This is a genomic window from Hymenobacter psychrophilus (assembly GCF_900107135.1).
Classification (GTDB): Bacteria; Bacteroidota; Bacteroidia; order Cytophagales; family Hymenobacteraceae; genus Hymenobacter; species Hymenobacter psychrophilus.
Genome location: NZ_FNOV01000003.1, coordinates 268,735 through 281,018, shown reverse-complemented (window position 1 = coordinate 281,018; position 12,284 = coordinate 268,735). Strand labels below are relative to the sequence as shown.

12 protein-coding genes and 1 tRNA gene are annotated in these 12,284 nt (G+C 59.6%); 4 read left to right on the top strand and 9 right to left on the bottom strand.

Annotated features, from left to right (window positions below; genetic code table 11):
• Window positions 1-157 precede the first annotated feature (157 nt).
• Window positions 158-1,633 carry a DUF1800 domain-containing protein gene (locus BLW21_RS06215; protein ID WP_092738582.1) on the top strand — a complete coding sequence of 492 codons (1,476 nt, stop codon included), beginning with the start codon at window positions 158-160 and terminating at the stop codon, window positions 1,631-1,633.
• A gap of 164 nt (window positions 1,634-1,797) precedes the next feature.
• Window positions 1,798-3,006 carry a DUF1501 domain-containing protein gene (locus tag BLW21_RS06210; protein ID WP_092738581.1) on the top strand — a complete coding sequence of 403 codons (1,209 nt, stop codon included), beginning with the start codon at window positions 1,798-1,800 and terminating at the stop codon, window positions 3,004-3,006.
• Between the two features lie 22 nt (window positions 3,007-3,028).
• On the opposite strand, the gene BLW21_RS06205 is transcribed toward BLW21_RS06210, so the two are convergent.
• The 3 genes from BLW21_RS06205 to BLW21_RS06195 all read right to left on the bottom strand — a co-directional run bounded on the left by BLW21_RS06205 (window position 3,029) and on the right by BLW21_RS06195 (window position 5,317).
• Window positions 3,029-3,745, bottom strand: a complete 717-nt coding sequence (locus BLW21_RS06205) for a hypothetical protein (RefSeq protein ID WP_092738580.1) — start codon at window positions 3,743-3,745, stop codon at window positions 3,029-3,031.
• A gap of 255 nt (window positions 3,746-4,000) precedes the next feature.
• Window positions 4,001-4,873: a transporter gene (locus BLW21_RS06200; protein ID WP_092738579.1), complete on the bottom strand. Its 873-nt coding sequence runs from the start codon at window positions 4,871-4,873 to the stop codon at window positions 4,001-4,003.
• Between the two features lie 123 nt (window positions 4,874-4,996).
• The gene (locus BLW21_RS06195; protein ID WP_092738578.1) at window positions 4,997-5,317 is read right to left on the bottom strand and encodes a hypothetical protein; all 321 of its coding nucleotides are present in this window, start codon (window positions 5,315-5,317) and stop codon (window positions 4,997-4,999) included.
• Window positions 5,318-5,497: 180 nt separating this feature from the next.
• On the opposite strand from BLW21_RS06195, the gene BLW21_RS06190 reads away from it, so the two are divergent.
• On the top strand, window positions 5,498-6,313 hold the full coding sequence (locus BLW21_RS06190; protein WP_092738577.1) for a DUF6503 family protein: 816 nt from the start codon (window positions 5,498-5,500) through the stop codon (window positions 6,311-6,313).
• A gap of 38 nt (window positions 6,314-6,351) precedes the next feature.
• Here the strand turns inward: BLW21_RS06190 and BLW21_RS06185 are convergent, their stop codons facing one another.
• The 3 genes from BLW21_RS06185 to BLW21_RS06175 form a co-directional block, all read right to left on the bottom strand.
• Window positions 6,352-7,431 (bottom strand): hypothetical protein, encoded by a 1,080-nt coding sequence (locus BLW21_RS06185; protein WP_139255104.1) that lies wholly within the window; start codon window positions 7,429-7,431, stop codon window positions 6,352-6,354.
• Window positions 7,432-7,546: 115 nt separating this feature from the next.
• Entirely contained in the window at window positions 7,547-8,083 is a 537-nt protein-coding gene (locus tag BLW21_RS06180) for a GNAT family N-acetyltransferase (RefSeq protein ID WP_092738575.1), read from the bottom strand.
• A gap of 108 nt (window positions 8,084-8,191) precedes the next feature.
• Entirely contained in the window at window positions 8,192-8,434 is a 243-nt protein-coding gene (locus BLW21_RS06175) for a hypothetical protein (RefSeq protein WP_092738574.1), read from the bottom strand.
• Window positions 8,435-8,617: 183 nt separating this feature from the next.
• Here BLW21_RS06175 and BLW21_RS06170 point away from each other — a divergent pair.
• A tRNA-Gly gene (locus BLW21_RS06170) sits at window positions 8,618-8,690 on the top strand.
• Window positions 8,691-8,853: 163 nt separating this feature from the next.
• Here the strand turns inward: BLW21_RS06170 and BLW21_RS06165 are convergent.
• From BLW21_RS06165 to BLW21_RS21055, 3 genes are all read right to left on the bottom strand, one after another.
• Window positions 8,854-9,756 carry a hypothetical protein gene (locus tag BLW21_RS06165; RefSeq protein WP_139255103.1) on the bottom strand — a complete coding sequence of 301 codons (903 nt, stop codon included), beginning with the start codon at window positions 9,754-9,756 and terminating at the stop codon, window positions 8,854-8,856.
• Window positions 9,757-10,239: 483 nt separating this feature from the next.
• Window positions 10,240-11,339 (bottom strand): IS3 family transposase gene (locus BLW21_RS06160; protein WP_092738572.1). Its coding sequence is split into 2 segments (ribosomal slippage): window positions 10,240-11,093 and window positions 11,093-11,339, totalling 1,101 coding nucleotides; the frame shifts between segments, so codons are not numbered across the junction.
• 59 nt (window positions 11,340-11,398) lie between these two features.
• A complete protein-coding gene (locus BLW21_RS21055) occupies window positions 11,399-11,800 on the bottom strand; it encodes a HipA family kinase (RefSeq protein ID WP_139255102.1) in 402 nt (133 codons plus the stop codon).
• Window positions 11,801-12,284 lie beyond the last annotated feature (484 nt).

Genomic DNA, 12,284 nt, shown 5'->3' with positions numbered 1-12,284 from the left:
GATGGTGCAGATGAAAAGGATTCGTTGAGGTAGCGGGTTCGTTTGATGACAGGTTACGGCAACCAGCACGTCTGTCCGTTGAATGAATCCTGTGCATCTGCACCATCCGCATCATCTGTGATTTAAACCTGCTGGGGCTTCCTGCGTCCAACCGGCCATGACGAACACAACCACGCAACGACAACTCCAGCATTTGTACTGGCGGGCCGGTTTCGGGCCGACGCCGGAGCAACTGGCGGCCGGCCTGAGTCCGCAGCAGGCGCTGCGGAAGCTGCTGCAGGACTCCCGCAGTTTCGAGCCGCTCGATGGCCCGGCCATGCGCTACGCCGAGCCGCTGCCCACGCCTTCGGGCGAGATGATGCAGGCGGCCGGCTCGCCCCAGGCAGCTATGGTGACCACGCCCGACCGGACGGCCCGGCCCGCCGGCGCAGCTCCGGACAAACTAACGCCGGAGCAGCGCAAGCAGCAGAACCAGAATGTTCGGAGCGCCTTTTACGCCATGAATACCGGCTGGCTGACGCGCATGGCCACTTCGGAGGCCCAGCTGCGCGAGAAACTCACGTTCTTCTGGCACGGCCACTTCGCCTGCCGGGTGCGCCGGCCCGATGCGGCCCTGCAGCTCAACAACACCATCCGGCGGCTGGCGCTGGGCAAATTCCCCGATTTGCTGCTGGCCGTAAGCCGCGAGCCGGCCATGCTGCAGTTCCTCAACAACCAGCAGAACCGCAAGCAGCACCCCAACGAAAACTTCGCCCGCGAAGTGATGGAGCTGTTCACGCTGGGCCGCGGCAACTACTCGGAAACCGACGTGAAGGAGGCCGCCCGCGCCTTTACCGGCTGGGGCTACAACGGCCAGGGCAAGTTCGTATTCCGCGAAAAACAGCACGACGACGGCCCGAAAACCCTGTTGGGCCGCACCGGCAACTTCAGCGGCGAACAGGCGCTGGAAATCATCCTGGCGCAGCCCGCCTGCGCCGCGTTCATCACCACCAAGCTCTACCGCTTCTTCGTGAACGATGTGCCCAACCCGGAGCACATCCGGCCGCTGGCCCAGGCGTTTTTCCGGAGCGGCTACGACATAGCGGCGCTGCTGGAGCAGCTGTTTTCGGCCGATTGGTTTTATGCCGCCGCCAACGTGGGCACCCGCATCAAGTCGCCCGTGGAATTGCTGGCCGGTATGAAGCGCACGCTGGGACTGGAGCTAGCCAACGAGCGGCCGCTTATCGTGTTCCAGAAGGCGCTGGGGCAGACGTTGTTTCAGCCGCCGAATGTGGCTGGCTGGCCCGGCGGCCGCGCCTGGATCGACTCTTCGTCGCTGCTCTACCGGTTGCAGCTGCCGGCCGTGCTGCTGCGCAACGCCGCCTTCGACGTGCAGCTCAAGCAGGATGAGAACGACCTCGACCCCAACCTGCCCCGCGCCGCCCGCACCTTCGACCAGGCGGTGAAAACCACCGTGCGGCTGGCCCCGCTGCAGCGCCTGCTGGCCGGCACGCCCGCCGCCCAACAGCCCGCCCGCCTCAGCGAATTCCTGCTCCAGGTGCCCATCCGCCCCGAAAACCTGGCCCTGGTACGCGGCGAGCTGCGCGACATGACGACGGCTTTGCTGAGTTTACCTGAGTATCAGTTGATGTAGGAGCTGCTAGGGCCAAAAAAACGTCATTCAGAGCGCAGCGAAGAATCTCGCGTGAAGTCCCGAACAATTGTAGCAATGATTCATGCGAGATTCTTCGCTGCGCTCTGAATGACGCTCGCCCAAGTCCCCGATTCCACCCCTTCATTCCTATCAATCCCAACGCTATGACTACCCGCCGCGACTTTCTAAAAGCTTCCACGCTGGCCAGCACGCTGCTGTTCGTACCCAGCTTTCTGCATCGGCTCGATGCCCACGCCCTGCCCAGCCTGCGCGATGCCGCCGGCCGCCGCCTCGTGGTGGTGCAGCTCAGCGGGGGCAACGACGGCCTCAACACCGTCATTCCCTTCGAAGACGACCTGTATTTCAAGGCCCGGCCCACGCTGGGCATCCGGCTCCAAAGCGGCATTCATACCCTTGACAAGGGCCTCGGGTTCAACCCGGCCATGCGCCGCCTCAAGGGCCTCTACGACCAGGGCCACGTGGCCGTGCTCAACTCGGTGGGCTACCCCAACCCCGACCGCAGCCACTTCCGCTCGATGGATATCTGGCAGAGCGGCTCGGGCGCCGATGAGAGCCTGACCACCGGCTGGCTCGGCCGCTACCTCGACTCGAACTGCGCCCCCTGCGCCCTGCCCTACAACGGCGTGGAAGTGGACGACACGCTCAGCCTGGCCATGAAAGGACAGCTGCGCAAAGGCTTGGCCCTCAAAAGCCCTGAGAAATTCCATCAGCTAACCCAGGGGCGTTTGCTGGCTAAAATCGGTCGTGAGCAGCCGAGCAGCAGCCTCTCCGAGGTCGATTACTTGTACAAGACGCTGGCCGAAACGGCTTCGTCGGCCGATTATCTGTACCAGAAAAGCAAGGTGTACAAGTCGGCCGTGGCGTACCCGAACAGCGAGTTTGGCAAGAGCCTCAAAACCACGGCCGAGCTGATAAATTCGGGAGTCGAGTCGCGGGTGTTCTACGTGTCGCTCAGCGGCTTCGACACCCACGTACGCCAGCAGGAGCAGCAGGGCAAGCTGCTCGGCGACCTGTCGGAGGGCCTGGGCTCGTTTGCCGAGGACTTGCAGAAAGCCGGCAATTTTGATGATACGCTGGTGCTGGTGTTTTCGGAGTTCGGGCGCCGCGTGGGGCAGAACGCCAGCAACGGCACCGACCACGGCACGGCCAACAACGTGCTGCTGCTCGGCGGCGGCCTGCGCCGCCAGGGCATCCTCAATAACGCCCCCAACCTGCAAAACCTCGACGCCGGCGACCTGAAGTACCAGCTCGACTTCCGCTCCGTGTACGCCACCGTCCTGCACGACTGGCTCCAGGCTGATGACAAGGCCATTCTAGGCCGCAGTTTCGAGCGGCTGAAGGGGCTGGTGTGAGGTTGAGTTCTGGTTTCCGCTTTTAAAGGAGAGGCTGCTTCGAAACGTACAGTGTGCCCTTCTCGCCGCCACAGAACTTAAAGTCATTGCCCATGCCGCACAACGGAGCCGAGGAGGCGATGTACAGCCGCGACTTAGCGTCGAAGTAAATGCTGTTCAGGCGGTGCTGACCAGGGAGCGTAATATGCTGGCCGGCTGATGTTTCAATGCCTATGGATTCGACGTAGTACGCGGTGGAACTGGAACTCACCGGGGTCTGCGAGTATTCGATTCGGTATTCGGTGCCCGTGGCAGTAGTGAAGCGGTTGCGGGACAGCTGAAGCTCGTTGCGGTAACCGCGCTTGTCTACGTATTTACGCCAATGCAGGCCCTGATCGAGGCTGAATTGAACAGCATCTATGGCATATTGTGCGCTTGGTTGATAGCCCATTGTTTGGCTCATAGCTATCAACGTATCCTGTTGCTGCAATAAGCCGAAAACGAAAAAGTTTCCCTCATAATCCCCGGCCAACCAAGTCTTGCCACGATCCTTGGTTAAGTAGATTTTATTACGGGTGGCAATAGTCAGCGTTCCGTCAATATCGCCTGCTACGGCCTCAACAGCATTATTGTCGGGTGCCCGTAAAATGAGCCAGTCCTTGGTTTCAGCCGGCAGAAAATCAGGCTGCGGTTCCTGCTTGTCTTTCTGGCAGGCTGCCAGGGATAAGCTTAGTAAGGCGGCGAATAGTAATTGTTTCATAGAAGCTGTTTAGAAAGTCCCTGGAATAAATCAGAACGCCATGCTGAGCTTGCCGAAGCATCTCTACCGCTTCGCTGAAAGACTGCAACGAAGCGGTAGAGATGCTTCGGCAAGCTCAGCATGGCGTTTCTTTAACTTTCTAAACAGCTTCATAAGGTGCCATCTAATGAGTAAAAGTTCCGCCAAGGTAGACTACGACGCGCACAAACCCCAGATGCTGCCTTCTGGAACCCCAGCGTAGCCCGCAACCAACCCCTACCGCCGTACCACGAAGCCCACGAAATACTCGCGGTCGGCTTGGCGGGTGAGGGCGAAGTGGCGGCCGAAGTCGAACTGCAGGTTTTTGCCCACGAAGAAAATCGGCCCTACGTTCAGGCCTTCGTCCCAGCGGCGGGCCCGGAAATCGTGCTGGGCTACGAACTCGACGAAGCCCGTGAGCCAGGGCCGAAAGGAGTGGTCGAGGTTGACGGACGGGCTTGTTTGCAGGTAATGCTGAGCTTCGTCGCGGTCGAAGCTGAGCTGTAGCGGTAGCTGGGCGCTTAGGTTCCAGGTATCGGCGAGGGCGTAGGTGGCGGGCAGTAGCAGGGCATACTCGACGCCGCCCGCGCCCTGCCGGCCGCCGGTGGGCAGGCGCACCGAGCCGATTACGGCCACGGCCAGCGGGCTTTCGGTGGAGTCGTTGCCCAGCAGGTTGCGCTTGAGGCGCACGGTTATGTCGCCGAAGCCCCGGTTGCGGGTGCCGGGCTCGTCGGCGGTGGCAAACGTCCGGTCCCATTCGTAGGCGTCCAGAAACAGCTGCACGTCGGTGCGGTTGTCGAGGCCCATTTTCAGCACGAAGGCGTTGGCCCGAACGGTGCGCTGGCGCATTTCGGCCCCGGGCCGGCTGCTGATGTGGCGGACCAGATCAGTTTCAAACTGAAAGTGCCCGGCATCGACCGTAAACGGGCTTTCGGTTACGCCGGGCCGGTCGGGCGCCAGGTCGCGCATCAGCTCCCGCGGCACGGGCCGAAACAGCGAATAGCGGCTTTTGATGGCCGTTAGGGAGTCGGTAGAAGTTTGGGCGGCGACAGTTTGCGGCAGCAGCGGCAGCAGCAGAGCCGCCAGGAAAGGAAAGTAGGGGAAGCGCATAGCAGCGGTAGTACGCGCAGTGCGTAGCGCGGTTGTAGGTTTGTTGGTTGGCCGTTCGCCCGGCCCGCTCGCCCAACTGCCCGATTGGGGCTGGCCGGCGGGACCAATCAACCAGAAAACAAGCTACAGCGGCTGCGGACTGCTGCTGGACTGCTGCCAGCGGATGAGTGCCGCCAGCAGCGCCAGGCCGGGTACTACCGTAACTGCCAGCACCACTCCGCCGGCAAAGAATACGCCGGCCCCGGTGGCGCAGCCAAGACCGCGCTGCCCGAAACCAGCCGCCGAAATACCAGTGGCCACGATACCCGCCAGCAGCTGGAGCAAGATGGTCAGCATGAACAACACCCCCAGGTAGGAGCCGCTGCGTCGGCGTCGGAAGCTGAGCACTGCCTGTAGGGCCGCCGGCAGCAGCAGGAGTAGGGTTGGAACAGCGAACAGCATCATTGGTAGGACAAACAAAGTCGGCATTTGATAGGAAAGGGGCCGAATAGTAACCCGGCTCCGGACCAGGGCTAACTTGCCAGCACCAGTGCCCGGCAGCGGCGAAATCAGGCTGCCACGTAAGTCCGGCCGGAAACAAATGGCTGCCGCCGGGCCTTATGGCTACTTACGGTTCTGCTATCCATGAAAAACAGCTTCTACTTCAGCCTCGCGGCTCTGCTTGTTGTCTCCTGTACTTCCAACCCCGAGCAGCAGGCCGGTGTGCCGGCCGCAACAGCAACCGTAGCAGCCGCCTCGCGCGAGCTGCCCGAACTGCTTCAGCAGGCCCTGACGGCCCACGGCGGACTGGCTGCCTGGCAGCAGTTTGGCACGATGGAGTACCGGCTGAAAACCACGCTGGGGGCTCTGCGCGACGAAAAGCACCTCATCGACCTGCGCACCCGCCAGGTGCGGATTGAGGCCCCGGACTACCAGATTGGCATGGACGGACAGCAGGTGTGGGTGAGCCCGTCTAAGGCGGCTTTCGGCGAAATGTCGCCCCGCTTCTATCACAATCTGTTCTTCTACTTCTTCTCCATCCCGTTTGTGCTGGCCGATGAGGGCACCGTGTACGAAGACCTTGGCACGCGCACCATTGCCGGCAAAGACTACCGGGCGCTGAAAGTAAGCTACGAAACCGGCCGCGGCGACTCTTCCGGCGACGAGTACATTGCCCATTTCGACCCCCAAACCCACCGCCTGGAGTTGCTGCTCTACACCGTTACGTACTTCGAGCCGGGCAAAGAGGCGAGCTACAATGCCCTGCTTTATTCGGATTGGCAGGAAGTGAACGGACTGCTGTTGCCGCAAAAGATGGAAGGCCACAAATTCGCCAACAACGAAATCGGTGACCTGCGCTACCAAGCCGACTTCAGCAATGTGCGCCTTGACCGCGCCCCGCCAGCTGCCAGCCGGTTTGCCATGCCCCAAGGTGCCATAATAGATTCGGTAGCCAAGTAAGAGCCCCCAGCCAAGCCGCCCGCGCAGTGTGGTAGTATCTACCGCGCCTTCAGCCACTCCACCAGACCGTTCCAATACTCGGGAGCCGGTTGGGGCCACTGCCACTGACCATCGGAGCCGGTGCGGCCGGGGCGCCGGAAATCGGCCGTTACACCCGCCAGCACCTGCACCTGCGTGCCGCGGCGGTAGCCTAGCATGGGGCGCAGGCGCTTGGCGCTGGCCGCCGCCTGCACCGTCGTATCGAGCCCCGCGTAGTAGGCCAGCACCGCAATCCGCTTCTGGTTGAACACCTGGTACGCGGCTGCCTCGGGGCGGGTGGCTGCCGCTGCCGCCTCTAGCACTGCAAACCCGGGCTGGGGCATTTGCCCGGCCGCCACCGCCACCCGCCGGGCCGCTGCCCCCCGGCCCCAGTAGCCCACCCGCCCCGAATCGACGGCCGCCTGTTGCCGCAGGGCGGCCAGCGCCGCCACCGGCCACGCCGCGCCCGAGTCGGCGGGGGTAGCTGGTGGCAGTAGCAGCGCCACAATACCGCGGCGGGCCAGGTGCGTAGCCCGGCGGGCAGCGGCCGGACCATCGGCGGCCGAAGCCAGCAGCACCAGCGCCGGGTGGCGGGGCAGCGTATCGTCGGGCAGCAGCAGGCGCAGGCGTTGCGCAGGCTGGCCGGGCACGGTAACCGTCAGCACGGTGTCGCGGAAGCCGGGAGCCGGCACTTCGCCGCGCCGCACCCACACAAAATCGGCCCGCACGCTGTCCCAGCTTAGTACACCACGCAGAAAGTCGCCCTCGCGCACGGCCTGCACCACAATGCCGCCGGGCTGGCCGGGCGCTTCTTCCAGCCGCAGTTGGGGCGCCTGGTAGCTGGTCGTGGCCGCCTCAAACTCCAGTCCTGGCAGCTGCGGAAAGCTCAAGGTGGCCGTCAGCTGGCCGGGCTTGGTTTCGCGTAGGTCGAGGGCCGTGCGCAGTTCGCTGCCCTGGTAGCTGATGGCCCCTTCGTAGTGGCCGGTGGGCGGGGCGGCAACTGGCACTTCCCCCGAGCCCGAGTTGCCCGAGCAGGCGCTCAGTAGCAAAGCCAGCAGCGGGGCCAAGCCGGTAAGACGAAGAAAGGGAAGGCGTTGCAACGACACGGAATGATGAGACGGGCGCGCAAAGGTAGCGGAAGGAGGCGGAACGGGTAGGCCAGGGCCCTTCACCATTTCCTGGGGCGAACGGGAGAGCCAACCAGTGGCGCAGTCCTTACAGGCCCTTCCGCAGAATCAAATCGGTCTGGGCTTCGGCGCCGAACTGAAAAAGGTGCTGCCCGACAGGCCGGAAGCCGAACCGCTGGTAAAACGCGCGGGCGCGGGCGTTGTGCTCCCACACGCCCAGCACCACGGCCCGACACTGCTGCTGACGGGCCTCCTCAATGGCGCGGCGCATGAGGGTGGCCCCCAGGCCGGTGCCAATCCAGTCTTCGGCCACGTACAGGCGCTCCACTTCCAGCCGCTCTTCGGCCACCTTATCGGGGTCGAGGCCGAGCTGGGAGTGCAGCCGTAGCTTGGCATAGCCCACCAACTCCTGCAGCATGCGGGCCTCCAGATACACGGTGTCAGGGTCCTCCAACTCGGCCAGCTGCCGCTCGGGGCTGAAGGTGGCATCGGCTTGGGCGGCCATGTTCTCGGCCGTGTTCTGGGCGGCGTAGGCTTCGTAGAACAGTCGCCGGCCCAACTCGGCGAGCTGGGCCGCGGCGGCCGGGGTTCGTTTGGCAACGCTGATGCGCAGGGGTTGACTCATGTTTATTGGCTATTAGCTTATAGCTGAGAGCTGTTAGCTATCAGGTAATTACGGAATGAACGGAGCTTTCAGCTATTAGCTATTAGCTATCTGCTAACAGCTTAAAAACTAATCAACTGTGTCGTTGCCGCGGGTTTCGCGCCAGCCGTAGCGTAGCATCATCACAGCGGCTACCAGCATCATCAGGCGCACTATGAAAGCCGTGGAACTCACGCCGCCGCTGCCCAGGCGCTGGAATTCACTGTACATAATCCAGAGCTGCATACTCACGCCCAGCGTCAGCAGGATGCCGGCCGTCAGGAACAACCAGGCCAGCAGGCGGCGGGTAGCGGGGGTGGGAGGCCAGGCCATAGCGAGCAGAAATAGAGGTGGATAAATAACGGCCGGCAACATCACCAACCTGCCAGCCGCAACCGGCCGGCTACAAAAAGAAGCAATTTTTCGCGTTCAGGCAACGCCGGGCCGTACTTCGGACCTGTAGCCGGTTGGATTTCGATTTCCACGGTGTATTTTTGCCCCTACCAAACCCCATAAGCGAGAGTAGCTCAGTTGGTAGAGCATCAGCTTCCCAAGCTGAGGGTCGCGAGTTCGAACCTCGTTTCTCGCTCATTGTAAATCAGCCACTTAGACGCGAGTCTGAGTGGCTGATTTGCTTTTGGTTTACACAGTGGTTTACACAGTTGAGTCGTTGCCTCAAAAATAATGAGGCTCGCATTGCTTTGATACAATACGAGCCTCATTATCGTAACTCTTTAATCTGTAGGAAGCCGTTATGCAGCCTGTTGTGTTTCGGCTTTTAGGAATTTTCTTGCCCCGGTTTCTTCAATACGCTCTGCAACCATCTCTGCTTTGTCAGATGGGATGACTGTGAGTAGAGGGTTCTCCTTTACAGCACGCCAAAACTTATGCTTATCAGGGTCAGATTCCTCATTAGGCTCGTCACATAAAAGATAGAAGGCGCTTTTTCTAGGGTCTCTTTTGAACTTGCGTAACAAGCTTCGGGCTACAGTATCGTATTCGAAAACGTGCTGTTGAAGAGTATCCATACCATATGACTCTAATGGCAGAGCATGTGCAGCAGTAAATGAGCCATTCAAGCCGATACACTCCATTCTAAACTCAAAGAACAGCTCGGGCAGTTGGCGGTCTGTTATCTTCAGATTGGTATGTACTATTGGCTTTACTCGCTCCATTAACTGTAACACCGTTTCCTGTACTAAAGGACTTGGCGTTACTTTGCTCAATTGCTCTTGCACGTTGCTCCCATCCACTAACTGGACGTACAACTGCTCGAAAACGCCTTCAGGACTTTCACCTTCAAATATTGCCACCGTATTGAGTGGGCCAACCCGCACAATGCCGTTAGAATATCGACTTAGATACTCCCAGTCGGCAGGCTGCAAAAGATTGCCTCCTGAAGGTCTTGTAGAAGCAGCAACAGCAGATTGACGTGTCTGGGTATCAAGTGCCACCCGTCTTTCAACATTGGCAACAGCGTCACGGATCACCCCCTTTAGATTAGGTGCCAATAATCCAGCTAGACGTACCTTACGAGAGGATACCCGTAGCCAGTATCGCGTACCATCAAAAAAGACGATTCCTATGACCACAGCTTCGCCTGACGCCGGGTTCGGCGCTATGCGAATCAGGGTATGGAAGGGGGCTATTTTCATGGTAGGCATTCAAAGAATCGGCGAAGCAATAACTCCTGCCGTGGTTCAGAAAACAAAAAGTTAAACAAAGCAGTTTGCGAATCCTCACTTAATTTATACGCGGTAGGGAGCCACTCGCATATGTCAAGAAAGCGTTTTTTACAGTTTTTTACGCGAAGATAGAAACCTGCTCTTAACTCTTCCTCTACCCATAGTGGCTGTTGCTGACGCCACCTTCTTAGATACGCGTGAGTAGCGGTTGCGCTGACTAAATTCTTGTTAAAATCACAGTACAGGTACCTCGGATCTAAGTAGCGAAAATCCATCCGGCCAAATGCGTAGGCATGGTCTATAGCCCATATTGTATACTTTTTCCCGTTACCATCAGGGGCAAGTAGTGTATTATGATGAGATGCCCTGCGGTCATCGTTTGCAGTCCAAGCATCATATAAAGCAAGCCAGACTGTAGGCTTCCCCGTGAAGTAGGCCAGTGAAAAGTAGAGGTCAGGCGGCTTGACGAAACTCGGTTGGCGTCATAAAGTGCAGCGCCTGATGGGGGCGTAGATGGTTGTAATCGTACTGCCACAGGCGGCAGTGTTCGCGCACTTGCTGCAAGGTAGCGAAGAGGTAGCCGTTGAGCAGTTCCCGGCGAAACGAGCCGTTAAAACGTTCCACGTAGGCGTTCTGCGTGGGGCTGGCGGGCTGAATCCACTGTAGTGCGATGCCCTGGGTGCTACACCAGTCCTGCAGGGCCTGGCTGATAAATTCCGGCCCGTTGTCGACGCGCAACCGCTCGGGCGGGCCGTGGCGCTCGACCAAGACTTGTAGTAGGCGCACGACGCGAGCGGCCGGCAGCGAGAAATCCACCTCGATGCCCAGCACTTCCCGATTCCAGTCCTCCACTACGTTCAACGTGCGGAAGCGCCGCCCATCGGTTAACGCGTCGCTCATAAAGTCCATCGACCAGCACTGGTTCGCCGACTCGGGCACGGCCAGCGGCTGGCGGACGCGTTCGGGCAAGCGGCGTTTTTTGCGCCGCTTGCTCAGTTGCAGGCGCTGGGCCTGGTAGAGCCGCCACAACCGCTTGTGGTTGAGCAGCAGCCCGTCTTTGCGCAGCCGGTGGTGGTACTTCCAAAAGCCCCAGCCCGCGTGACGTTTGACCAACGCCAGTAGCGCGTCGACGAGCACTGCGTCGGCCGCCTGCCGTTGGGCTTGGTCGCCCCGGCCGGGCGGCGTAGCGTAGCTGTCGCGGGCCAGCCCCACCAGGGCACAGGCCCGACGCCGGCTCAGCCCCCGCGCCACGGCGTGCTGGGCCACGGCCCGCCGCTCGGCCGGGGCAACTACTTTTTTCGCAATACCTCCTTGACTACCTGGTTTTCCAGGCTCAGGTCGGCCACCAATTGCTTGAGTCGGCGGTTTTCTTCTTCCAGATGCTTGAGGCGTTGCAACTCGGTCAGCTCCAGGCCACCGTACTTGCTCTTCCACTGATAAAACGTGGGCTCGCTAATGCTGTGCTCGCGGCAGATCTGGACCACGGTTTGGCCCTGGCCTTGCTGGCGCAGGATGCCGATGATTTGGGCTTCACTAAAGCGACTCTTTTTCATGGGTAGGAGGAAAAGGATGGGAAAAGATACCCCCTTCCTCTACTTTTCACTGGCCTACTTCACGGGGAAGCGTACAAGACCAAGTCTTCAGCATTGCTGAGTGTCTCTAACTCAATTTGCCCATTCAATAACTCGCTGGAGTCTTGGGCACCAAAAATTGATTTTGAGCCGAAGCATGGTTTTTGCAGATACAATGATGCCCGCTTCGCATTTCTTGGCAGGTTTGATATTATCGCCTTTTCAACAGTTAGCACTGCAACGTCTGGCGTTGGAATGTTCCATTCTCGTAGCAGTGCCGCACAGAGCCACTCTGCCTGCATCTCATGAGCGTTGTAGGCTGCTTTGTGATATTTTAGATAGTAAGTTTCGTACTCTTCAGTCAGTACTAGTAATGGCTCATGAGCTGTAGGCAAGACCTCCTGAATGACGCGAACACGACTTTGGAAAAGAGGAGCCAACATTGTAGGCTTATAGAAGAGATATCTTATAGATGAGGCAATTTAGCAAGGATGTTGGTAGCAATATCTGGTAGGGCCTCAAAACAATCACATTGGCACCCCTCTGTTAATCAATCTTGGCTGTAACAGGGCTTCCACTGGCTGAGACCTTCTGCCGTTGCTCATGCAAACATACACGGCGGTTTCAGCCACTGTGTAGCTGGTGGGCGCACTTGTGAGCGGGGTAGTAATGGGCGCGGCCGCAGTCAGGGCCAGCAACAGGGCGAAAGAGCCGAATAGCTTCTTCATAGGTTGTTGATTGTGATGGGCTTGTCCTGCAATATGGGGCGGCTACCAGCAACACATAAGGCCGGGGCCTGAACGATATGCTGCCAGATGGGCGGGCGCGACCGATGCAATAGAAACGGGGCGTTATCCGTCTCACTAAGGGGCATGCTGGTTGCTACTTAGCCCAATCTACCCGCTGCTTTTGTCGTAAATTTGGGTA